Genomic DNA, 23,737 nt, shown 5'->3' on the forward strand with positions numbered 1-23,737 from the left:
TGTTAAGTCTCATATAACATAATAAGTGATCATATTTTACAAACACTTGCATTATAAAAAAAATTTTCATATCACTCCTTTAGAGCTTGCTAGGTTTTCATTTTCTATTTTTATAGCCATTTTTAAAGCTCTCGCAAAGGCTTTAAAAAGTCCTTCGGCTTTGTGATGATCGTTTTTGCCTTTAACTTTTAAATGCAAACTCGCACCCATAGCATAGCTTAGTGAGTAGAAAAAATGCTCTATCATTTCTGTGCTTAATTCTCCAAGCTTTTCTTTTTTAAATTTAGCCTTATAAACTAAATGCGGTCTATTACAAAAGTCAATCGCACAACTTGCCAAGCACTCATCCATAGGTAAAACAAAGCCATATCTTGCAATACCTATTTTTTGATCTAGTGCATTTTTAATAGCCTCGCCCAAAGCAAGTGCGACATCTTCTACGCTATGATGTTCATCAACTTCTAAATCTCCTTTGCATTTTATCTCTAAAGATATATTTGCATGCGTAGCAATTTGCTCTAACATATGATCAAAAAATGCGATATTTGTTTTTATATTAGCTTTTGCTTTTTCATTAAAAGCCATTTTAACTTGAATTTGGGTTTCTTTGGTATTACGCTCTATACAGGCACTGCGGTAATTTTGCAAAATAAAATCAGCAATTTGCTCCCAATTAAAGTCGTTTTTGTCATATTTTAAACCTTGAATTTCAAGATTTTGCGCCAAAAGCATATCGCTGTCTCTATCGCCTATAACAAAACTTTTATTTTTGTCATAAAGTTTATTTTTGATGTAGTTTTCAAGCATGGCAGTTTTTGGCTTCCTGCAGGCGCAATTTTCATGCTCAAAATGCGGGCATATAAAAATATCTTCAAATTCTATGCCACAACTTTGAAAAACACTTAGCATTTTTTCATGAGCCTTGTCAAAATTTTCCTTAGGAAAAGAATTTGTGCCTAGACCATCTTGATTACTTACCATAACAAATTTAAAACCAAAATTTTTTAACTTTAAAAGTGCATTGATGGCACCTTTTTCAAACTCAAGTTTTTCTAAAGAATCGATTTGAAAATCATCTTTTGGCTCATCAATGAGCGTGCCATCTCTATCAATAAATAAAATTTTTGCACTCATTTTAGACTTTCTAATCTTAAACTCACGGCATTTTTATGCCCATCAAGTCCTTCAGCTGCTGCTAAAATTTCCACCACAGGACCAAGCTTTTTAAAGCCTTCTTTGCTAAGTTCTTGCACGCTCATTCTTTTCATAAAATCAGCAAGCCCTAATGAAGAATAAGACTTGGTAAAACCATAAGTTGGCAATACATGATTTGTCCCACTTGCATAATCTCCCATGGATTCTGGAGAATACTCACCTAAAAATATTGAACCTGCATGCATAATATCATCAAGCAAGCTAGATGGATTTTGTGTATGAATGATCAAATGCTCGGGTGCATAGTCATTTGAAATACTTATGGCATGTTTTATATCTTTTGCAAGAATGATTTTAGAGTGTGCTAAAGATTTTGAAGCAATTTCTTTTCGCGAGAGTTTTTCAAGCTGCAAAGCAACTTCACTATCAACTTCTTTGGCTAATTTTTCACTTGTGCAAACTAAAATCGCTTGAGAATCTGCTCCATGTTCAGCTTGCGAGAGTAAATCTGAAGCTATAAATTTAGCATTAGCAAACTCATCTGCTAAAACTAACACTTCAGAAGGCCCTGCTTGCATATCAATAGCTACTCCATGATTATTAACTTGCTTTTTGGCTTCAGTTACAAAAGCATTTCCTGGGCCAAAAATTTTATCCACTTTTTGCACACTTTGCGTTCCATAAGCAAGCGCTGCTATGGCTCCTGCTCCACCTATTTGATACACTGCATCAACTTCGCAAAGTTTTGCCACAAAAGCAATGGCAGGATGTAATGGCGCTGGGGAAGCTAAGGCTATGAATTTACATTTTGCAATTTTAGCAGGGATAGCTAGCATAAGTGCGGTTGAAAAAAGTGGTGCTAAGCCTCCTGGTATATAAAGCCCTACTTTTTCAATGGCTCTTGTTAGCACCTTGCAAGTTACCCCTTCAAAGGTTTGAACCTCTATGGTTTGACTTTCTTGAGCTTTGTGGAATTTATAGATATTTTCATAAGCTATTTTAATAGCTTGTTTTAACTCATCATCAATTTGCTCTGCTAAATTACTAAGCTCTTCATCGCTTAGTTTGATGGAATTTAACTCTACTTTATCAAATTTTATAGCCATTTGTTTTAAAGCTTCATCGCCATTTGTTTTGACATCTTCAATGATTTGTTCTACTATGGTTTTAACCTGTGCATTAGCACTCATAGCAGGACGCTTGAGTGCTAATTCTTGTTCGTTTTGGTTTAATTTTTCAAAATCAAGTATTTGCATTTTTATCCTTTAAGAGAGCATTTTTTCAATAGGTAAAACTAAAATCGCACTTGCACCTTCTTTTTTTAAAGCTTCCATAGTTTCCCAAAATAAATTTTCTTGACTTACCATATGTAGTGCCACTCTAGCTTTATCATTTTCTAAAGGTAAAATCGTAGGTTTTTCAACACCTGGTAACAAGGCTGTGATTTTTTCTAGCTTTTCAATAGGAGCATGCAACATGATGTATTTTGACTCTCTTGCTTGCATAACTCCATGAATTCTAATGAGTAATTTATCGATTAATTCTTGTTTGTGTGAAGCTAAACTTTCTTTTCTTTGGATAATGCAAGCTTTTGACTTATAAATTACCATAACTTCTTTAAGTCCGTTTGCTTTTAAAGTAGCTCCACTTGAAACTAAATCACAAATTCCATCAGCTAAATTTGCACTTGGTGCTACTTCAACTGAGCCTGTTAACATACAAGTTTTATAGGGGATATTATTTTCTTCCATAAAACGCTTTAAAAGCTGTGGATAAGAAGTTGCTATGCGTAAATTTTTAAAACTTTCTATACCTTTATACTCACTATTTTCTGGTAATGCTAAAGACAAGCGGCACCCACCAAAATCAAGTTTTTTAAGCATTATAAAATCTGCATTTTCGTTTTTTGATTTTCTTTCTAACTCATTTTCTTCTAAAACATTTTCTCCAACTATGCCAAGATCTACTACTCCATCAAAAATTAACCCTGGTATATCATCATCTCTTACTCTAAGTAAATCAATAGGTAAATTTGTAGAAAAAGCAATTAAACTTTGATCGTGTATGCGAAGTTTTACGCCTATAGACTCAAGCAAGGCAATAGAATCTTTACTTAAACGACCTGATTTTTGTATAGCTATGCGTAATCTTGAATTTTCTTGCATTTTTTTCCTTTTTTGTAGTTAAAAAAATTAATAGTAGCAAAAAATGGATAAAAATACAAAAAATAGTAAGTAAATAAATAAAAATAAGAAGTTTTTAGCCTTTAAAAGGCTAAAAATTAAGCTACGAATTCGATGAAAGCCATTTCTGCAGCATCGCCACGGCGGATTCTTGTTTTGATAATTCTTGTATAACCACCATTTCTATCTGCGAATTTAGGTGCAATTTCTGTTACAAGTTTATTTGTAGCTTCTTTATCTTGCAAGCTAGCAAAAACTGTTCTGTGAGCATTGAAATCACCTTTTCTTGCACGAGTGATCAATCTTTCAACATAACCTCTTAATTCTTTTGCTTTAGGTAATGTTGTTTCTATTTTACCTGCTTTAATAATAGCAATGGTAAGGTTTTTTAATAAGGCTGCACGATGAGTAGAAGTGCGACCTAACTTTCTATATCCATGTCTATGTCTCATTGATTATCCTTCATTTTGTGCTTTTAATTCTGTAATTTTTTTCTTTAGCGTTTCTTTTGCACTATCACTGAGTTTTGAATTTCCTATAGGAAAACCTATAGATTCCATTACACTTTTAATCTCATCTAAAGATTTTTTACCAAGATTTTTTAAATCTGCAAGTTCGCTAACACTCATTAAGGCAAGTTCACCAATATAAACTACATTTGCTTTTTCTAAGCAGTTAAAACTTCTTGCACTTAAATTTAACTCAGTTATATTTTGAAGTAATTTTACATGTTCTACTTCATTATTTGGTGTTTGACTTCTTACAACACTTTGTGCATTAGTGATTTTATCAAACACTGATAATTGTTTATACATTGCTTCTAAAGCATTTTTAAAAGCATCACTTGGTGAAATTTGACCATCAGTTGTGATTGTAAAAACAACTTTTTCATAATCTGGATTATCTTCAAAAAGCACTTTTTCTATATCATAAACCGCATGTTTTACCGGAGTAAAGAACGCATCAAGTGCTATAAATTCAGGATCTAAGAAATTTTGAATTTCTTCAGAAGGCACATAACCTATACCTTTTTCAATGATTAAAGTAAATTCTAAATCTGCATCTTCATTAATCGTTGCAAGGTAGCTATCTGCATTCACAACTTCAACAACTTCATTGTCTAAGTCTTTTCCGCAAATTTCTTTTGGTCCTTTAAAACTAAAAGTTACGATTTCTTTTTCAGAATCTGTTTTTAGTTTAAATCTTAATTTTTTTAGATTGATAATAAACAATGCTACATCTTCAAGCATACCACGCATACTATCAAATTCATGTGCTACGCCTTTGATTTTAACTCCTGTTGGAGCAAAACCTACTGTGCTTGAATAAAGCAAACGACGCAAAGGATGCGCCAAAGTAATAGCATAACCAATTTCAAAAGGCCATGCACTTACTTTTGCTACTGTATCACTGATATTTTCAATACTAAACTCTGTTGGTGTATAAGCAGAAGTTGTAATATGTCTCATATCAAAAACCTTTATTATTTAGAGTACAACTCAACGATATATCTTTCCTCAACTGGAATGATAACTTCTTCTCTTTCAGGCTTTCTTGTAAAAATTCCAAATCTTTTATCTTTTTCTACATCAACCCAAGCAACTATACCAGTTTGAGCAGTAAGTTCGATCGCTCTTGAAATTTGAGGATTGTTTTTGCTTTTTTCAATCACTTCAACTTTTTGGCCTGCTTCTACTCTATAACTAGGAATATCTACTCTTTTACCATTTACTAAAATGTGTCCATGAGTTACAAGTTGTCTAGCAAAACGGCGTGTTGTAGCAAAACCCATTCTATAAACAACATTATCAAGTCTTTGTTCTAAAAGCTGGATTAAAAGCGCACCGGTATTGCCATCTTTTCTAGCAGCTTCACTAAATAATCTTCTAAATTGTTTTTCACTAACACCATACATAAATTTAGCTTTTTGTTTTTCTCTTAATTGAAGTCCATATTCACTAATTTTAGCTTTTCTTTGTCCATGCTGACCTGGTGCGTAAGGGCGTTTATCTAAAGCACTTTTACCTGCTAATCTTCTTTCGCCTTTCATTGCCAAGCTTACGCCAAGTCGTCTTTCTAATTTTTCTACTGGTCCTCTATATCTTGCCATTATAATTCTCCTAAATCTTATATCTTATTCTTAGACACGACGACGTTTTGGTGGTCTACAACCATTATGAGCTAATGGGGTAATATCTTTTAAGAAAGTTACTTTGATACCTTCCATAGCACCTACACTTTTAACTGCTGTTTCACGACCACTTCCTGGCCCTTGTACTTTAATGCCTACTTCTTTAATACCATGTTCTTTTGCTTTATTTAAAGCATCTTCTACTGCTTGTTGTGCCGCATAAGGAGTTGATTTTTTAGAACCTTTAAATCCTAAACCACCTGCACTACTCCATGCAATAGCATTTCCCATTTCATCAGTTACAGTAACCATAGTATTATTAAATGTTGCACTGATATAAACTATACCTTTAGCTATATTTTTTTTAACTATTTTTTTCTTAACAACTTTTCTTTTTGCCATTTTCTATCCTTATGATTTTGCACCAACGGTTTTTCTCTTACCTTTTCTAGTTCTGGCATTTGTTTTTGTTTTTTGACCACGAACCGGTAAGCCTTTTCTATGTCTTAAGCCTCTAAAGCTTCCTAGATCCATTAATGCTTTGATATCCATAGCAACTTGTTTTCTAAGATCACCCTCAACCATATAGTTTTCTTGAATTTCTTTACGGATAGCCGCTGCTTCGTCCTCACTTAACTCATGAACTCTTTTATCATAAGAAATTCCGGTTTTATCTAAGATTTTTCTTGAAGTATGTAAACCTATACCATAAATATAAGTCAAACCATATTCAATTCTTTTTTTCTTTGGTAAATCTACACCTGCAATACGAGCCATAAATTATCCTTGTCTTTGTTTGTGTTTTGGATTTTCGCAAATAATGCGAACTACGCCTTTACGACGAACTACTTTGCATTTGTCACACATCTTTTTAACAGATGGTCTAACTTTCATGCTTTACTCCTGTTATTGTAAATTCCACTTTTTTACAACTGCACCAGGTTTTTAGAGCAACCAACTATTTTCAAAATAAGTGGTGATTTTGAAAATACTTCTTCATACAGTTTTATTGCAATTTCTGCAAAAGTGCTAATTATACTTTACTTTTGCTTTTAAACAACTTAGACTTATTTGTATCTAAATGTAATACGACCCTTATCAAGACTATAAGGCGTTAGCTCTACTTTAACTCTATCGCCAGGCATAATTCTAATATAATGCATACGCATTTTACCTGCAATATGACAAAGTATCACATGTTTATTATCTAATTCGACTTTAAAAGTCGCATTAGGTAAAGCTTCGATTACATTACCATCGATTTCGATAATATCATCTTTTGCCAATATTTCTCTCCTTTCTATAAAATACAAAGCTATTATTTTATCACAATTTTTCTTTTTAAATTTTTAATATTTTTTTTACAAACTATAATATTTTTTACTATAATTACAAAATTACTACAAAAAGAAAGTATTTATAGATGTCAAAAACTTTAAAAAGAGGTGATTTTAAAACTCTTTCCTTATCTTCTTTGGGTGGAGCTTTAGAATTTTATGATTTTGTTATTTTTGTATTTTTTGCTAATTATATTTCAAGAAATTTTTTTCCTAGTGATTTAAGTGATTTTTGGAAACTTTTAAACACTTATGGGGCTTTCGCGGCAGGATATTTAGCTAGACCAATCGGTGGTATAATTATGGCACATTTTGGAGATAAAATGGGTCGCAAAAAGATGTTTATGCTTAGTATATTACTCATGGTGCTTCCAACTTTCTCTCTAGCTTTTATACCTACTTTTGAAACTATAGGATATTTTGCTCCTATTTTTTTACTACTTGTTAGAATAGCTCAAGGTATAGCTATAGGCGGAGAACTCCCTGGTGCTTGGGTATTTGTAAAAGAACATGCACCCGATGGAAGAGATAGTTTTTATGTTAGCGCTATTAATGCTTCTATGGCTTTTGGAATTCTTTTAGGTTGTATTGTTGCCTTAGCGATTAATCATTACTTTGATCAAGAAGCAATTTATGAATATGCTTGGCGTATTCCATTTGCTATAGGTGGATTTTTTGGTATCATTTCTATATATCTTAGAAAATTTTTAGAAGAAACACCTGTTTTTCAAAAAATGCGACAAGAAAATGATTTAGAAAAATTTCCTTTAAAAACACTTTTTAAAGAAAAAAATATTTATTTAGACATCATTGCTTCTATGCTTTTAACTTGGATGCTCACAGCTTGCGTGATAATACTTATTTTACTTATGCCTAATTTTATATCAGAAGTTTTGATTCTTGATAAAACAGATGCGATTTTAATCCAAATGTTTGCAATAGTGATTTTATCTTGTGGAACTTTACTTGCTGGAATTTGGGTTGATAAATTTGGTTTTTTAGCTACCGCTTTAATTTTTACCATAGGATTTAGTTTATCGTGCTTTTTTTATTTTTATTTTTTCTATGCTCAAATTTTGCATTTGAGTATATATTTTTATTTTATAGCGTGTTTTTTTGGTGGTATTAATGCTTTAGCACCTATTTTAATGTGTAAAATTTTTAAGCCAAGTATTCGTTTTAGTGGAATTTCTTTTTCTTATAATATAGCTTATGCAATAGCGGGTGGTTTCACTCCTCAACTTGTATTTGCATTACATTCTTTGGCTATAAAACCTGAAAATCCTTTCGTGTATGGAATTTTTATTTATATTTTGTTTTTATCCCTGATAACACTGATAACTACCATATTTACTTATAAGAGGTTAAGATTTTAATGTTATAATTAAAAAAAATTATTAATTAAAAATTTATAAAATTAAAGGAAAATGATTATGAAAATTTTTATTGTTTTAATACTTTCTTTGTTACCACTTTTAGCATTTGAAATGATTACACCTATACCAGAAGGCATTCCTTATAATAAAGAAAAAGCTATTTTAGGAAAAAAACTCTATATGGATACAAGTTTATCAAAAGATAAAAAAGTATCTTGCAATAGTTGTCATGATATTGCAAATTTTGGAGTAGATAATAAAACTTTTTCAACAGGTATTAATGGCATAATAGATGAGCCATTCCATACTCCTACAAATTTTAATGCCGTTTTTAGCCTAGCACAATTTTGGAGAGGCAATGCAAAAGATTTACAAGAACAAGCCAAACATCCTTTGTTAAACCCTAAAGAAATGGGGTTAAAAGATGCAGATGAAGTGGTGCAAATAGTAAAAACTAACGCAATTTATGAAAAAGAATTTAAAAGACTTTACGGAGAAGTTACCTTTGATAATATAGCAGATGCTTTAGCTGAATTTCAAAAAACCTTACTTACGCCAAATTCCCCATTTGACCGCTACTTAAAGGGAGATAAAAATGCTATAAGCGAACAAGCAAAAAGAGGCTATAATGCCTTTTTATCAAATGGTTGTATAGCGTGCCATCAAGGACAAAATATAGGTGGAAATATGTATCAAAAAATGGGGGTATTTGTTCCTTATGATAATGGAACAAATTGGAAAGGACGCTATGAGATCACTCAAGATCCTCACGATCAATTTGTAGTAAAAGTGCCAAGTCTTAGAAACATAGCCAAAACTGCTCCTTATTTTCATGATGGTTCTATGCCAACACTTGATGCTTGCGTACAATTTATGGCGTATTATCAGCTTGGTAAATTTTTAGAGCAAGATGTAGTTGATGATATAGTTGCATTTTTAAATTCTTTAACAGGAGAATACCATGATCCACTCAAATAAAAAAACTTTCTCTTTTTTAAAACAATTCATCACTTTATCCATAGTGGTTTTGGTATTGCTTTTAACTTTGACTTTATTTATTTTTAATACTTACAATACCACCAAAAGAAATTCACTTATTATGGATTCTTTTCAAAAATTAGAAATTCTAGATACTAAAATAGATGAAATTTTTAAAAATAAACTAAATCTACAAAACTATGACATTAGCGTCAAACTAGTAAGAGATTTTGAAAATACTTTAGCTATTTTAAAAGCCAATGAAATAGATACTAAAAAGCTAGAAGCAATTTTTCAGAAAAAAAATACGCAACTACAACATTTTAAATCAGCCAATTCTATTGCTATAAATTCAAAGCTTTATCTTTACGAAATTCAACAAGAGATCATCAAACAAACAAATCAATTAGCACTCACTACTCAAGAGGCTAAACAAATAGAATATATAGGAAATATTTTAAGCATTATAGGAACTATGGATATATTAGAACCTTTAGCACAAAATAGATTACAAAATCTTGTCACAAATTTAAACGCAAAAGATTCTCAATTACCACAAGAGTTATTTGAGCTTTTTAATACACATTGTAAGATGATATTAAGTCAAATTAAAATATTAAAAGATAATTCTCAAAGTTTTCTTGATCAAGAACTGCAAAAACAAATTCTAGCACACCAAAATTTAATTGCTAAAAATATCAATCTACAAAATAAATATAATCTTTATACAGCTATAGGAATTTTCCTATTTACCTTAGTTGTATTGATTTTTTTCATACTTTTAACATTAAAAAAAGTAATCATACCTATATCTTTACTTGAAAAACTAAGTGCAAATCTAGCGGGAGAACATGCGAATTTAAGTGCAAGATTAGACATTGATAAAAAAAGTGAATTAGCTACAAGTGCTAACTATATTAATTCTTTCATACAGATAGTGCAAAATTCAGTTTTAGAAGCCATACAAACTGCAAATTCAAGCCACAAAAGCTCACAAAAACTTTCCCAAAATGCTGAAATTTTACAGCAAAGTTCACTTTTACAGCATGAGCAAATTTCTAATGTCCATGAAATAAGTTCTGTTTTAGAAAGTCATATAGACTTAACTCAAAATCTAGCTAAAAATACTATAAAAGATATGCATGATATGCAAGAAGTTATGGGAGAAGTTGAAAAAACACTTAAAGAGTTAGTAGAGCTTATATTACTAAGTGGAGAAAAAGAACAAAGTGTTTTAAGTGCTATGGATATACTAGTACAAAGTGCTGATAGTATTGTAGAAGTTACAGCAGCTATCAAAGATATAGCCGATCAAACTAACTTACTAGCTTTAAATGCAGCTATTGAAGCAGCTCGTGCAGGAGAACATGGTAGAGGCTTTGCTGTTGTTGCTGATGAAGTTAGAAACTTAGCTGATAAAACTACAAAATCTTTAGTCGCTATAGAAACTACTGTAAGAACTATAGTACAACAAATCAATGACAACAAAAGCTTGATGGATGGAATTCATCAATCTATGAGTGATACTTCCAACAAAGCTAATATCTTACAAGGTGAAGTCGGTGCTTCTATAGAAAAATTAAAAACAAGTATCCATTCTACTAAAATTATGGAAGAAAAAAGTGATGAGTCAAAAGCTAAAATGAATGAGTTAGAACAAAATGTAGAAAAAGTGACTGAGCTTGCAAATTGTGTTAAAAACTATTCACTCGAGCTAACACAAATTTCACAAGATGTTTTAGAAAATGCTTCTAAACTTTCAGAAAAACTAAAAACATTTGAGTAAGAAAGTTTAAACTTTCTTACTTAGATAAAATATCTGCTTTGCCATTTATAATTGCAACACAATGCTCATAATGAGCAGCATTTAATCCATCTTTGCTTCCTGCTTCCCAATTACCTTTTAAATGTACCGGTGTGCCATCTTTTTGACATACCATAGGCTCTATGCAAAATACCATGCCATTTTTGATTTTAGGTCCACTTTTTGCACTAGCACCTGGTTCTAAATAATTTGGAATTTCAGGCTCACCGTGTGGCTTTTTACCTATACCATGACCACAATAACCTTTCAAAGGTACAAATCCTCTTTTAGCGATAAACTCGCCAAGCTCATATGAAAGCTCTTTAAAACGCATACCTTCTTTGATAATATCTATAGCATAATACAAAGCATCTTTAGCACAAGCAATCAAAGCCTCATCAGTGGCTGAAATTTGACCTATAGGTATAGTCCTTGCTGCATCTCCATAATATCCATCTATGCAAGTACCCACATCAAGCCCTAAAATATCGCCTTCTTTTAAAATACGCTCATCCCCTACGCCATGAATGCAAGCTTGATTAAGCGAGATACAAATACTGCCTGGAAAACCATATAAGCCTTTAAAAGATGGTTTTGCACCATGATCAAGTATAAATTCTTCTGCCTTAATGTCAATTTCTTTTAAACTCATACCCGGAACTATAATACCCTCTAGATAGTCAAGCGTTCTAGCTACAAGTTCATTTGCCTTGCGTAGTTTTTCTATTTCTGCTGGTTTTTTGATTTCTATCATTTATATTTTCCTTAAAATTTTTAAAAATTTAGCATTTATGCGCTTTTAAAAGCTTTAAGGAAAAACCTTAAGTTTTAAAACTTAAGGTTTTAACATACACTTGTAAGATTAGTAGCTAGGCCACCTAAAGAAGTTTCTTTGTATTTTGAGTTCATGTCTTTGCCGGTTTCATACATAGTTTTTATAACCTCATCAAGACTTACTTTTGGAGTTGATTTTCTACTCATTGCCATTCTAGCAGCTGAAATTGCTTTAATCGCTCCAAAGGCATTTCTTTCTATACAAGGAATTTGCACTAAACCACTTACTGGATCACAAGTTAAACCTAAATGATGCTCCATTGCAATTTCAGCAGCATTACAAGCTATCTTTGCATCAAAACCCATTACAGTAGCCATAGCTCCTGCTGCCATAGAACTTGCACTACCAATTTCAGCTTGACAGCCAGCTTCAGCACCACTTATACTTGCATTTTTCTTATAAAAAGAGCCTATTAACATAGCAGTAAGTAAAAAATTAATGGCTTTTTCATCGTTAAAACCAATAGTATGATTTTTAAGATAAAGCATTACAGCAGGTACAACAGCACATGCACCATTAGTTGGTGCAGTTACCACTCTAGCTCCACTTGCATTTTCCTCTGCAATAGCAATAGCATATAAAGAAATAAAATCAATAATTCCTAAAGGATCACTTGTCATAGCCAAACGCTCATTAAGTCCTTTGGCGCGGCGTTTTAAATGTAAATTCCCTGGAAGAAAATCTGAGCTTGGATGAATACCATTATAATAAACTTCTTGCATTACTTCCCAAATTTCTAAACAATAAGCTCTAATTTCTTCTTTAGTGTGAAATTGAAGCTCATATTCATAAGAGAGTTTTGCTAGATCCCATGAATTTTCTTCGCAAATTCTTAAAGCATCGCTTGCATTATTAATATCAAGTTCTAATTTAGTATGTTTTTGCTCACAAGCTCCATCTTTGTGTTTTTGAAGTTCAGCTTCACTCATAACAAAACCACCGCCTACCGAATAATAAATTTCTTCAGCAATGATTTCTCTATTTTCATTATAAGCACTTATTTTCAATCCATTTTCATGCAAAGGTAAAAAGTCTTTTTCAAAAATCAAATCTTTATCATAATCAAAATTTAATTCTTTTTGAGCATCTAAAACCAAAATTTTATCTTGCAAAATTTTATTAAACACACGATCTTGCAAAGCAATATTTAATTCTTTTGCTCTTAAGCCACTCAACCCCCATATAATAGCTTTATCACTTAAATGGCCTTTACCAGTAAGCGATAAAGAGCCATAAAGTTTGATTTGAATTTTTGTAATTTGTGTGATTTTATCTTTGATTTTTTCACAAAACATATTCCCTGCTAGCATTGGTCCTAAAGTATGAGAAGATGAAGGACCGACACCAACTTTAAATATACTTAAATTACTACTCATTCATCAGCACCTTAAAAAGTATAAATTACAGTGATGATTGTCAAAATACCTGTGATAAACACAAATGCATCTAAAGCTTTGTTTTGGAATTTTTTCATTTTAGATACAGTGTAAATTGCAATCATAGGCATTAAAAATAAGATTGCGGCAATGATTGGACCACCTAAGCTTTCAATAAAACCTAAAATACTTGGATTTACATAAGCAGTAATTAACATAACAATATACATTACCAAAGTTGAATAAACTGCGATTTTTTTCAAATCCGGATTATCATTACCTGCTAATTTACAACATTTTCTAACTATACCATAAGCACCTTCCCTAGCACCAAAATAATGCCCAAAGAATGAACTAGAAATTGCTAAAAATGCGATTAGTGGACCACCATAAGAAATAAATGGATTATCAAGTTTATTAGCAAAATAAGAAAGTACAGGTATGTTTTGTGCTCTAGCTTCAGCAAGTTCTGCAGGAGTTAAAGAAAGCACGCAAGATACCACAAAAAACATTACAAAAGCAAGTAACATTACAGAAGTTCTAAATAACACTTGATTTGCTTTTTGTACTGAATTTTCAGGATATTGCCTTTTTACACTTAAAGAAAAAGTAGAAATCGCTGGTGAGTGATTAAATGAAAACACTAAAACCGGTAAAGTTAGCCATACTATAGTAATAAATTCTTTTGTTCCAGGAATAGCACTAAAACTTTCAAACGACCATTGCGGGATAAGATATAAAGAAAATAAAAATAAAATAGCACATAAAGGATATACAAGCCACTCACATACTTTGGTAATTAATTCTTCACTAAAAAGCATAATAAGCATAAAAATACTTACTAAAACAAAAGCAAAAAGCGCTCTATAAAAAGGAAGTAAATTAGCTATAGTTTTTCCTTGCTCATTTACACTTGTTTGATACATAGCACTAATTGCGTTTGCGAAAGAACCATTTGGATCTAAAAGTGGTAAGAATTGATTATAAATAAAACTCTCAAAAGTATTAGTTATACCTACACAATATGCTAAACAAATTGGGAAAATTGCAAAGAAATAAAGCACAGAAATAAAAATACTTACTTTTCTACCAAAATACTCTTCAGCCGCATGAGTAATATCTTTATCATTACCATTTGCTTGACATACAAAACGACTTAAGGCTCTATGGCTTAAATACACCATTGGAAAAATAATCAAAGCCATTACAACAACTGGCCAAAAACCACCAACACCTGCTTTAATAGGTAAAAATAAAATCCCAGCACCAACTGCAGTCCCAAAAAGAGAAAGCATCCAACGCGTATCAAAAGAATTCCACTTAAGATTATCCACATTTTCTCCTTGTATAAAATAATAAAAAAAGCTTTTACCTAAAAACTTTTTGTATTATTTTACAAATATGCTCTTGAGTAGTTTGGCGTGATTTTTTCCCTTTCATTTAAAGCAACTGCGGCTTCATTTGCAAAATTTGGATTTCTTAATAATTTTCTACCATAACAAACTAAATCACACACCTCACCCAAAAGCAAAGCCTCACCTTCGCTAGCACTATTTATAAGACCCACGCAAGATATAGGAATTTTAACAACTTCTTTTAAAGCCTTAGCATAAGGAGCTTGGTAAAGTGGTGCTATATTTGGCACTAAAGAAGGTTTGTTGATATTTCCTCCTGCTGAAATATCTAACATATCAACGCCTAAATTTTCTAAAATCAAGGCAAGTTTTTTACTATCTTCCAAATTCCAACCACCCTCTTGCCACTCTGTAGCTGAAATTCTTACAAATAAAGTAATATCAACTTCTTTTTTTATACGCTTAATGATATCACACAAAAGACGCGCTCTATTTTCAAAACTACCACCATATTCATCATCTCTTTGATTTGATAAAGGAGATAAAAATGAACTAAGCAAATACCCATGAGCACTATGAAGCTCTATCGCATCATAGCCTGCTTCTTTAGCTCTTTTAGCACTTTGGATAAATTCTTGTTCAATTTGTAAAATTTCATCTTTACTTAAAACATGAAGTTTAGAAAATTTTTCACTAAAAGCGATATTACTTGGGGCTTTTGATATAGCTTGTTTGCATGAATTTTTACGACCACTATGATTTAGTTGGATAGCAACTTTAGCACCAAAATGATGACAAAGATCGACAAGCTCCTTATGTCCTCGAATTTGAAAATCTCCCCAAAGGCCTATATCATTATCAGCAATTTTTGCATTTTCACTAATCGCACAAGCTTGAACTATGATAAGCCCAACACCACCCAAAGCTCTAGCTCCATAATGTATCAAGTGAAATTGATTAATCTTACCATCTAAAACTTGTGTTTCATACATATCCATAGGAGGCATTACGATGCGATTTTTTACATAAAAATTTCCAATCTTTAGCTCACTTAAAAGTAAAGACATAATACCCCTTAAAATATTTTTTATATTACTATAATAGAAAAAAATTAATTTTTCTTAAAACATAGAGTATTTTAGACCAATATTATAATTTTTAATAGATTATTATTAAAAAAATAGTTTTTAATTATATTTTTTCATTATTAAAACTACAAAACACAATCTAATCAAATAAGCTTTTCTCAAAACACTTTAACATAAAGCTTTTGCGGTGTAAGGGCGAATAACCAAATACTTTAATCTTTTCTATATGAGCTTTTGTACCATAACCTTTGTGTTTATCAAAATCATAATTATTATATATTTTAGAAAAATAACACATTTTTTGATCACGACTTACCTTAGCTAATATACTAGCGGCTGAAACTTCTTGCACTTTCATATCAGCTTTAATCATAGTATTAATACCCAAAACACCATAATTTAAATTTCCATCATATAAAACCTCATCTTGGTTAAAATGTTTTTTTATTATCTTTAAGCCCAAATTTAAACACTGACTAAGTCCTAAAATATCAATTTGCAAAGGTGAAAAAGCAAGGATTAAAAAATTTGAATTAGAAAGAATTTGCTCATATAATTCTTCTCTTTTTTTTGCACTTAATTTTTTAGAATCAGCTAAACCATCAATATTTTTTAAAAGCTTGCAAGCTGCCAAGTGCATATCTCCAGCTAAAGCTCCACGCCCAGCCTCATCTACTCCAACTAAAGCCATTATTTTTCCTTTATAATAGTATATTTTTCTACTAAATTTTCTAAAGAATAATTTATATTGGCAGGTGAGCTTGAAGGAAGTTCAAAAAATTCTTGCTCAGGATAAAATTTAGCAAAATATTTACTTGCAACTTTACCTAATACACAAATTTTTTCTATATTTGCCTTATCTAAAATAATACTTATATCATTTGCTTTGGCATAAGAAATAGTTTTATCATCTGAATTTTTTATCTTACAACTTGCTATAACATCCCAAAGTGCTATATGATTTACTTTCAAAAAAGCTTTTTGAACTTGTACTGTTTTTAACTCACACTCAAATAATATTTCAAAGATACGCCAAAAGCGATTTTTACTATGTTGATAATAAAAATTTTCTTCTCTTGATTTAATAGATGGAAAAGAACCTAGTATCAAAACTTTTGAGTTTTCATCAAAAAAAGGTTCAAAAGGATGACTTAGAATTTGCATATTAGGCCTTGATAAAAATAAAATATTTTATCATTTTTATCAAGATTTTTAAAATTATCCTAAAAATTCTCGTTTGAAGTATTCTTTTGGAGCTTTACACAAAGGACAGGCATTTGGTGCTTTTTTACCACGGTGTATATGCCCACAAACTTCACAAACCCATAATTCTTCTACATCTGAATTAAAGAAGTCTTCCTCTTCAAGCATTTTTTTAAGCGCTAAATACTCTCTTTCGTGTTCTATCTCTACCTTACCTATGGCAGTAAATAATCTTGCTATATTTTTCTTGCCTTCATCTTCTGCAATTTGTGCAAAATTTGGATACATGGTAGTATGCTCGTAATTTTCACCCTCTGCTGCACAGATTAAATTTTTAGCAGTTTCTTCTAAAGCTTTACCATCTACTAATTCATGATAAGCTTTAAACTCAGCTCTTGCATGCCATTTTTCATTTTCTGCAGCTTCTCTAAAATGCTTTGCAATAGCATGCCAACCTTCTTCTTGAGCAATATCTGCAAATAAATCATATTTGTTTCTTGCCATAGATTCACCTGCGAAAGCTTTCATCAAATTTATGGCTGTTAAATCTTTAGTAATGCACTCCATTTCTTGACCACAGCAACTAAGCTTTCCACCACCTACATTTTGCACTTCTACTTCATTGCCGCATTTTTGGCATTTATAGCTTTCATATTGTCTCATTTAATATCCTTGTGATTAATTTAAGTAAGATTTTGATTGAAAAACTCACCCAAATGTTATTGTAGCATTTGGGCGCTAAAAGATTTTAGTATTTTAAGAAATATTCTTGAATTTTCTTAGGATCACTTGTTTTAGTTAAAGCAAGCATTAATAATACTCTAGCTTTTTGAGGACTCATATCACCTGTATCAATAAAACCAAGTTTTGCATCAGCATCACTTACTGCAACTCTACCAGCTACTACGCGTGAACTTACCGCTACATTAAGACCTTTTTTAAGCAATTCTTTTAATACATCTTTTTGATAATCATGAATACTGCCAGCACCTGTTCCAGCTACAACTATACCTTTAGTTCCATTTTCAAACAAAGCTTTTGCTGCAACACCGCTACCATCATTTGCATAACTATAAAGAATATCTACTTTTGGTAATTCTTTTAGCTTGCTAACATCAAATGGAGATTTTTTGGTGTGTAATTTTGTATTAGTATTGTAGAAGAATGCTTTTCCATCTACTATATAACCCACATCACCCATATCCGGTGAACTAAATGCATTTACATTTAAACTATGAGTTTTCATAACGCCTCTAGCGCTTTGAATTCTATCATTCATAGCCACCATTACACCTTTATTTTTTGCTTGTGGATCTGCTGCTAACGCTACAGCATTGTAAAGATTTTTAGGACCATCTGCACTAATTGCAGTTGATGGGCGCATTGCACCAACTAAAACAACAGGTTTATCGCTTTTTACGGTTAAATTTAGGAAATATGCAGTTTCTTCCATGGTATCAGTACCATGAGTAATCACAACTCCATCTACATCAGATTTTAAAAGCCTATTGACTTCTTTAGCAAGTTTTAGCCAAATTTCATTTGTCATATCTTTACTATCAATATTTGCAATTTGATCCCCGCTAATTACTGCTAAATCTTGAATTTGAGGCACTGCTTTAATCAAAGCATCAACCCCTAAAACACCCGCTGTATAACCTGTTGTAGCTACCGAACTATCAATCGAGCCTGCAATAGTTCCACCTGTAGCTAAAATTGCAACTTTTGGTTTTGCTTCCAAAATTCCTGCTCCTAAACTTAGTGCCATAGCTGCGCACATTAACATTTTTTTCATGTTAGTCCTTTCATTAGAAATGATAAAAATTATAATGCAACTATGTTTAAATAAAAATAAATTATTAATATAAAAAATACTTTAGTAAATATTCATTAATTAAAGCCATAAATTTGCAATTTTTTTTAGTTTTTCCACATCGCTTGAAGCATAAAATTGAATGTTAGCTTCTTCTTGGATTGATGTTAAGTTAAATTCTTGTTGCAATTGCAAAGCTATAGCCTCGCCTGAATGAATAAGTTTTGTATTTTTGCCAAAATACTCTTCCAAAGAATGGGCGATTAAAGGAAAATGCGTGCATGCTAAGATTAGAGCATTAGGATGAAATTTAAGCTTATTAAAATAATACTCAAAAGCAGCTTTTAAAAAATCTCCTTGAAAAATCCCTTCTTCAACCATAGGTACAAAAAGCCCAGTTGCTTTTTCTTCCACTTTTAAAAAACCTTCTTTGATTAAAGCTTGCTTATAAGCGTGAGAATCCACGGTAGCTTGTGTTGCAATGACTAATATATTAGAGTTTTTATCTTCTAAAGAGTTTTTAACCGCTAAAACCCCTGCTTCTATAACTCCAAGAACTGGAAATGGTGCATTTGCTTTTAGAATTTCTAAAGCATGCGCGCTAACTGTATTACACGCAATAATAAGCATATCGACTTTTTTTTCTTTGAAAAACTCTAAAGCTTCTAGGGAAAATTTAATGATAGTTTTTTTATCTTTAACCCCATAAGGTACCCTTGCGGTATCTCCATAGTAAATATATTCTTTAAAAAGTTTTGCTTGAAGTAAAGATTTTAAAACACTAAGCCCACCTACACCGCTATCAAAAACGCCTAGTCTCATCAAAATCCTTAAAAAGAGAAGAAAGTAGAAAATCTACTTTCTTATAAGCCTACTGCACTTAAGGTTTGGTATTTATTCATATAAATTTGAGCTTCGATTTTTCTCATTGTATCAAGCGCTACTTGAACTACGATCAAAACAGAAGTTCCACCAAAATAAAAAGGCACACCAAACAACTTCACAATAAGCCATGGTAATGTAGCTACAAGCCCTAAATAAATAGAACCTGACAAGGTAAGTCTTGATGCTACTTCATTAAGATAATTTGCAGTTCCTTCACCTGGTCTAATACCTGGTATGAAACCGCCTTGTCTTTTAAGATTTTCAGCTATATCTTTTGCATTAAATACAATTGATGCATAAAAATACGCAAAGAAAATAACAAGTAAGAAAGTTAAAAAATGAAAGAAAAATCCATTTGGATTTAAAAAGTCATAAATTTTTAACACATACTCATTTGTACTTGTTTGCAAAATAGTGCTTGGAAACATCAAAATCGCACTTGCAAAAATAGGAGGAATTACTCCACTTAAATTTATTTTAATAGGTATGTAATTCATAATGCGTTTGTTTTGATTTTGCATGATTACTTTTCTTGAGTAAGAAATAGGAATTCTTCTTTCTCCAAGCTCTACTACTATAATAGCCCAAATAGTAAGTAAAATTACAACTAAAATAGCAATGATAGTCAAGAAATTCATCTCACCTGTATTTACCAAATTTACTGTTCCACTAATTGCACCTGGAATTGTAGAAACAATACCGCCAAAGATGATCAAAGAAATACCATTTCCTATACCGCGTTGAGTGATTTGCTCACCTATCCACATTAAAAGCATGGTACCTGCAAGCATAGAAATAGCAGAAAGTGCAATAAAAGTATTCATATCAATCATAATAGCTGACTGACCTGCTTTCCCATGAAGACTTTGCAAGCCTATAGAAACGCCTATACTTTGTATCAAAGTGATAGCTATAGTAGCATAACGGATAATTTGCATATATTTTTGCATACCATCGCGTTCTTTTTTCATCTTTCCTATGTTAGGAAAAGTTGCCGCTAAAAGCTCCATAATAATCGAAGCAGTAATATAAGGCATAATGCCTAGAGAGATGATGCTAAGTCTTTCAGCAGCACCCCCACTAAACATATTAAACAAGCCTAATGCATTAGATGCATTAGAATCAAAAAATTCCTTGATAACACTGACATTAACCCCCGGAACTGGAACATAAGCTAATATTCTATAAGCAAATAAAAAAGCTAATGTTATGAGAATTTTATTTGTCAATGCTTTATTCATTATTTTTGTCCGCTAAAAGTGATCTTCTCGTCTTTAATTTTACTAGCAAGATCTTTAGCACTTGCTCCAATAAGCTTAACTTTATTTACATTTTTTGAAAGCTTATGAATGCTATTGATTGTTTCAAATGTAATTTCGCTAAGCTCTTTGATTGCTGTGATTTTTTCAACATTAATCACATAAGGTTTTTCAAATTTAGAAGTAAAACCTACTTTTGGTAAGCGTCTTTGAAGTGGTTGTTGACCCCCTTCAAAACCTCTTTTTTCGTTATAACCTTTTCTAGCAGTTTGGCCTTTTCCACCTTTAGTGGAAGTTTTTCCCATACCACTACCTTGACCACGGCCTATTCTTTTGGTTTTATGTGTTGAACCTGGTGCTTTTGTTAAATTCATTGATTATCCTTTAAGCATTGTAAGTGCTTTGATAGTAGCACGCACAACATTTGCTGAATTATTTGAACCTAAAGACTTAGTTAAAATGTCTTTAATACCTGCAAGTTCCACGATAGGACGTGTTGAACCACCTGCAATAACCCCTGTACCTTCGCTTGCTGGTTTAAGTAAGATTCTACTTGCGTTGTATTTTACTTCTACATCATGAGGTATAGTTGAACCTTTTGTTTTAACTTCAACAATGTTTTTAAAAGCATCATCAACTGCTTTTCTGATAGCATCTGGAACTTCTTTAGCTTTTCCATAGCCCACACCAACTAAACCTTTTCTATTTCCAACGATAACTAAAGCAGTAAATCTAAATCTTCTACCACCTTTAACAACCTTAGTAACCCTGCCGATATCGACGATTACTTCTTCAAATTCTTCTCTATTATATTTTTCCATCGATCTTCCTTTTGGGTTATAGTTTGATTCCGTTTTCTCTTAGTGCTTCAGCTAATGCTGCAATAACACCATGGTATAAATAACCATTTCTATCAAACACTGCTTCTTCTATGTTTTTAGCTTTTAAAACTTTTGCAAATTCAGCTGCTATTTTTTTAGCACCTTCTTTATTTGCTTTAACACCAATTTTTCTTCCATCTACTGCTGCTAAAGTTACTGCTTTAACATCATCGATAGCTTGGATATATAAAGTTCTGTTTGATTTAAAAACAGAAACTCTTGGAAGAGCTTGTGTTCCTGAAATTTTTGCTCTAATTCTTTTTTTTCTTTTAATTCTTAAAGATATTTTTCTTTTTAATACATTTGCTCTCATATTCTATCCTTACTTCTTAGATGTCTTACCAGCTTTGCGGATAATACGCTCATCTGAATATTTAACACCTTTTCCTTTGTAAGGCTCAGGTGGTCTAAATTCACGAATTTGAGCAGCAACTTGACCTACCACTTGTTTATCACTACCTTTGATAATAACATTATTTTTATCAACGGTAATTTCTATGCCTTCTGGAATAGCATAGTTGATAGGATGAGAAAAACCTAAAGCAAGTTCAAGAACTTTACCTTTTAATGCAGCTTTATAACCAACACCATTGATTTCTAAAGTTTTGCTAAAACCATCAGTTAAACCGATGATGATGTTTTGAGCTAAAGCTCTATAAGTTCCCCAATAAGCTCTACTTTGTCTATCTTCACCTTTAGGAGAGAAAAGAATTTGTGCTTCTTTAATCTCAACATTAACATTTGCTTTTGTATCAAGCTCTTTTGCTAAATTTCCTTTTTTGAATTTTAGCAAGTTACCTTCTAATTTTACTTCTACTCCACTTGGAATAGCAACTGGTTGTTTACCTATACGAGACATTCATTTTTCCTTTTTACTTGTCTACGATATGACTACTTTATAAGAATGGATACCGAATACCATAAAAAGTAGAAACTCTTACCAAATAGTACATAAAACTTCGCCGCCAACGCCTGCTTTATAAGCTTCGTCGTTAGCTAAAACACCTTTTGAAGTGCTTACTACGATAGTACCATAACCGTTTTTAAATCTTTTGATCTCATCTTTGCCTTTATAAACACGACGACCAGGTTTAGAAATACGCTTAACTTCATTAATTACGCTTTTGCCTTTTTCATCATATTTTAAAACTACATTGATGAATTTCTTTTTATCCTCTTCAATAACATTAAAGCTTTCAATATAGCCTTTAGCTTGGAAAATTCCAAGTAAAGCTTCGATAACTTTAGAATGCAAAAGTTGAGTAGTCTCTAATCTTCTCATCCCTGCATTTCTAATTCTTGTTAGTGAATCTGAAATTAAATCATTTATCATGGTTCTTTCCTCTTACCAACTTGCTTTTTTAAGACCAGGAATTAAACCTTCATTTGCCATTTTTCTTAAGCAAACTCTACAAATTCCAAAATCTCTATAAACTGAATGTGGTCTTCCACAAATTTGGCATCTAGTATACCCTCTAACGCTAAATTTAGGTTTGCGGGCAGCTTTTGCAATCATTGATTTTTTAGCCATATTACTTTCCTTTTGCAAATGGCACGCCAAATAATTCTAATAATTTTTGTGCCTCTTTATCTGATTTTGCTGTTGTAACGATAGAAATGTTCATACCATGAGTTCTTAAGATTTTATCATATTCAACTTCTGGGAACATTAACTGCTCATCTAAACCAAAGTTATAGTTTCCTCTTCCATCAAAACCATCTCTTGGAAGACCTCTAAAGTCTTTAACACGAGGAAGAGCTATAGTAATAAGCTTATCTAAGAAAGCATACATATTGTCTTTTCTTAATGTTACCATTACACCTACTGGGAAGCCTTCTCTTACTTTAAAACCAGCAACTGATTTTTTAGCTTTTGTGATAACTGCTTTTTGCCCAGCGATCAATGAAATAGTATCTGCAACATTTTGTAATACTTTTTGATCTTTTGCTAATTCCCCAGCACCTACACTGATTACAACTTTTTCAATAAAAGGAACAAGCATAGGATTTTTAATATCAAATTCTTTAACTAAAGCAGGTTTGATATTTTGAGTGTATTTTTCTTTCAATCTCATCAT

Annotated in this window: 30 protein-coding genes and 1 pseudogene; 4 read left to right on the plus strand and 27 right to left on the minus strand. The window is 31.8% G+C overall.

All coding sequences use genetic code 11. The features are described from left to right. Positions 1-66 precede the first annotated feature (66 nt). The 10 genes from hisB to infA form a co-directional block, all read right to left on the minus strand. Positions 67-1,134, minus strand: a complete 1,068-nt coding sequence (gene hisB / locus L8W56_RS01265) for a bifunctional histidinol-phosphatase/imidazoleglycerol-phosphate dehydratase HisB (RefSeq protein WP_263659169.1) — start codon at positions 1,132-1,134, stop codon at positions 67-69. After that, on the minus strand, positions 1,131-2,411 hold the full coding sequence (gene hisD, locus L8W56_RS01270; protein ID WP_263659170.1) for a histidinol dehydrogenase: 1,281 nt from the start codon (positions 2,409-2,411) through the stop codon (positions 1,131-1,133). The genes hisB and hisD overlap by 4 nt, the downstream gene beginning before the upstream one ends. 9 nt (positions 2,412-2,420) lie before the next feature. Further along, on the minus strand, positions 2,421-3,320 hold the full coding sequence (gene hisG / locus L8W56_RS01275; protein WP_133319147.1) for an ATP phosphoribosyltransferase: 900 nt from the start codon (positions 3,318-3,320) through the stop codon (positions 2,421-2,423). A 116-nt stretch (positions 3,321-3,436) separates the two neighbouring features. Then, positions 3,437-3,790 (minus strand): 50S ribosomal protein L17, encoded by a 354-nt coding sequence (gene rplQ / locus L8W56_RS01280; RefSeq protein WP_263659171.1) that lies wholly within the window; start codon positions 3,788-3,790, stop codon positions 3,437-3,439. Between the two features lie 3 nt (positions 3,791-3,793). Continuing rightward, positions 3,794-4,807: a DNA-directed RNA polymerase subunit alpha gene (locus L8W56_RS01285; RefSeq protein WP_039627711.1), complete on the minus strand. Its 1,014-nt coding sequence runs from the start codon at positions 4,805-4,807 to the stop codon at positions 3,794-3,796. A 14-nt stretch (positions 4,808-4,821) separates the two neighbouring features. Continuing rightward, complete coding sequence (rpsD, locus tag L8W56_RS01290; RefSeq protein ID WP_263659172.1) at positions 4,822-5,448, minus strand: 30S ribosomal protein S4; 627 nt, start codon at positions 5,446-5,448, stop codon at positions 4,822-4,824. Positions 5,449-5,478: 30 nt separating this feature from the next. Continuing rightward, positions 5,479-5,871: a 30S ribosomal protein S11 gene (rpsK, locus tag L8W56_RS01295; RefSeq protein WP_133319145.1), complete on the minus strand. Its 393-nt coding sequence runs from the start codon at positions 5,869-5,871 to the stop codon at positions 5,479-5,481. Positions 5,872-5,880: 9 nt separating this feature from the next. Beyond that, on the minus strand, positions 5,881-6,246 hold the full coding sequence (gene rpsM / locus L8W56_RS01300) for a 30S ribosomal protein S13 (protein WP_012660843.1): 366 nt from the start codon (positions 6,244-6,246) through the stop codon (positions 5,881-5,883). A gap of 3 nt (positions 6,247-6,249) precedes the next feature. Further along, positions 6,250-6,363, minus strand: coding sequence for a 50S ribosomal protein L36 (gene rpmJ / locus L8W56_RS01305; RefSeq protein ID WP_002781429.1), 114 nt, complete (start codon positions 6,361-6,363; stop codon positions 6,250-6,252). 173 nt (positions 6,364-6,536) lie between these two features. Next, entirely contained in the window at positions 6,537-6,755 is a 219-nt protein-coding gene (infA, locus tag L8W56_RS01310; protein WP_012660842.1) for a translation initiation factor IF-1, read from the minus strand. 137 nt (positions 6,756-6,892) lie between these two features. Between infA and L8W56_RS01315 the strand changes: the two genes are divergently transcribed. The 4 genes and pseudogenes from L8W56_RS01315 to L8W56_RS08830 all read left to right on the plus strand — a co-directional run bounded on the left by L8W56_RS01315 (position 6,893) and on the right by L8W56_RS08830 (position 10,946). Further along, complete coding sequence (locus L8W56_RS01315) at positions 6,893-8,182, plus strand: MFS transporter (protein ID WP_263659173.1); 1,290 nt, start codon at positions 6,893-6,895, stop codon at positions 8,180-8,182. 54 nt (positions 8,183-8,236) lie between these two features. Continuing rightward, entirely contained in the window at positions 8,237-9,160 is a 924-nt protein-coding gene (locus L8W56_RS01320; protein WP_263659248.1) for a cytochrome-c peroxidase, read from the plus strand. Continuing rightward, positions 9,144-9,818 (plus strand): annotated as a pseudogene (locus L8W56_RS08825) (DAHL domain-containing protein); the annotation flags it as partial. The gene L8W56_RS01320 and the pseudogene L8W56_RS08825, both read left to right, overlap by 17 nt. A 501-nt stretch (positions 9,819-10,319) precedes the next feature. Then, entirely contained in the window at positions 10,320-10,946 is a 627-nt protein-coding gene (locus tag L8W56_RS08830) for a methyl-accepting chemotaxis protein (RefSeq protein WP_263665375.1), read from the plus strand. A 16-nt stretch (positions 10,947-10,962) separates the two neighbouring features. Here the strand turns inward: L8W56_RS08830 and map are convergent, their stop codons facing one another. The 17 genes from map to rplE all read right to left on the minus strand — a co-directional run bounded on the left by map (position 10,963) and on the right by rplE (position 23,737). Further along, positions 10,963-11,718 carry a type I methionyl aminopeptidase gene (gene map / locus L8W56_RS01330; RefSeq protein ID WP_263659176.1) on the minus strand — a complete coding sequence of 252 codons (756 nt, stop codon included), beginning with the start codon at positions 11,716-11,718 and terminating at the stop codon, positions 10,963-10,965. A gap of 89 nt (positions 11,719-11,807) precedes the next feature. Next, the gene (locus tag L8W56_RS01335; protein ID WP_258107772.1) at positions 11,808-13,175 is read right to left on the minus strand and encodes an L-serine ammonia-lyase; all 1,368 of its coding nucleotides are present in this window, start codon (positions 13,173-13,175) and stop codon (positions 11,808-11,810) included. A gap of 11 nt (positions 13,176-13,186) precedes the next feature. Then, positions 13,187-14,470, minus strand: a complete 1,284-nt coding sequence (locus L8W56_RS01340) for an aromatic amino acid transport family protein (protein ID WP_133319191.1) — start codon at positions 14,468-14,470, stop codon at positions 13,187-13,189. A gap of 98 nt (positions 14,471-14,568) precedes the next feature. Then, positions 14,569-15,597, minus strand: coding sequence for a tRNA-dihydrouridine synthase (locus L8W56_RS01345; RefSeq protein ID WP_263659177.1), 1,029 nt, complete (start codon positions 15,595-15,597; stop codon positions 14,569-14,571). Between the two features lie 160 nt (positions 15,598-15,757). Then, positions 15,758-16,309, minus strand: coding sequence for a ribonuclease HII (locus tag L8W56_RS01350; RefSeq protein WP_263659178.1), 552 nt, complete (start codon positions 16,307-16,309; stop codon positions 15,758-15,760). Continuing rightward, positions 16,309-16,782, minus strand: a complete 474-nt coding sequence (locus L8W56_RS01355) for a DNA-deoxyinosine glycosylase (RefSeq protein ID WP_263659179.1) — start codon at positions 16,780-16,782, stop codon at positions 16,309-16,311. Before L8W56_RS01355 ends, L8W56_RS01350 begins: the two co-directional genes overlap by 1 nt. 54 nt (positions 16,783-16,836) lie before the next feature. Beyond that, the gene (locus L8W56_RS01360) at positions 16,837-17,484 is read right to left on the minus strand and encodes a ferritin family protein (protein ID WP_263659180.1); all 648 of its coding nucleotides are present in this window, start codon (positions 17,482-17,484) and stop codon (positions 16,837-16,839) included. A gap of 85 nt (positions 17,485-17,569) precedes the next feature. Further along, the gene (locus L8W56_RS01365; RefSeq protein ID WP_263659249.1) at positions 17,570-18,601 is read right to left on the minus strand and encodes a type II asparaginase; all 1,032 of its coding nucleotides are present in this window, start codon (positions 18,599-18,601) and stop codon (positions 17,570-17,572) included. Between the two features lie 114 nt (positions 18,602-18,715). After that, a complete protein-coding gene (gene murI, locus L8W56_RS01370; RefSeq protein WP_133319136.1) occupies positions 18,716-19,456 on the minus strand; it encodes a glutamate racemase in 741 nt (246 codons plus the stop codon). Positions 19,457-19,497: 41 nt separating this feature from the next. Continuing rightward, complete coding sequence (gene secY / locus L8W56_RS01375) at positions 19,498-20,760, minus strand: preprotein translocase subunit SecY (protein WP_133319135.1); 1,263 nt, start codon at positions 20,758-20,760, stop codon at positions 19,498-19,500. Continuing rightward, complete coding sequence (gene rplO, locus L8W56_RS01380; protein WP_039617163.1) at positions 20,760-21,152, minus strand: 50S ribosomal protein L15; 393 nt, start codon at positions 21,150-21,152, stop codon at positions 20,760-20,762. The genes secY and rplO overlap by 1 nt, the downstream gene beginning before the upstream one ends. A gap of 3 nt (positions 21,153-21,155) precedes the next feature. Then, entirely contained in the window at positions 21,156-21,599 is a 444-nt protein-coding gene (rpsE, locus tag L8W56_RS01385) for a 30S ribosomal protein S5 (RefSeq protein WP_039617161.1), read from the minus strand. 16 nt (positions 21,600-21,615) lie between these two features. Further along, entirely contained in the window at positions 21,616-21,972 is a 357-nt protein-coding gene (gene rplR, locus L8W56_RS01390) for a 50S ribosomal protein L18 (RefSeq protein ID WP_039617157.1), read from the minus strand. 9 nt (positions 21,973-21,981) lie between these two features. Next, positions 21,982-22,518, minus strand: a complete 537-nt coding sequence (gene rplF, locus L8W56_RS01395) for a 50S ribosomal protein L6 (protein WP_220567001.1) — start codon at positions 22,516-22,518, stop codon at positions 21,982-21,984. A gap of 78 nt (positions 22,519-22,596) precedes the next feature. After that, positions 22,597-22,992, minus strand: a complete 396-nt coding sequence (gene rpsH, locus L8W56_RS01400) for a 30S ribosomal protein S8 (RefSeq protein ID WP_039617152.1) — start codon at positions 22,990-22,992, stop codon at positions 22,597-22,599. A 12-nt stretch (positions 22,993-23,004) separates the two neighbouring features. Further along, positions 23,005-23,190 carry a type Z 30S ribosomal protein S14 gene (locus L8W56_RS01405; RefSeq protein ID WP_012660824.1) on the minus strand — a complete coding sequence of 62 codons (186 nt, stop codon included), beginning with the start codon at positions 23,188-23,190 and terminating at the stop codon, positions 23,005-23,007. A gap of 1 nt (position 23,191) precedes the next feature. Beyond that, positions 23,192-23,737, minus strand: a complete 546-nt coding sequence (gene rplE / locus L8W56_RS01410; protein WP_133319134.1) for a 50S ribosomal protein L5 — start codon at positions 23,735-23,737, stop codon at positions 23,192-23,194.

Source organism: Campylobacter sp. IFREMER_LSEM_CL1085 (assembly GCF_025772235.1).
In the GTDB taxonomy this organism is placed as follows: Bacteria; Campylobacterota; Campylobacteria; order Campylobacterales; family Campylobacteraceae; genus Campylobacter_D; species Campylobacter_D lari_D.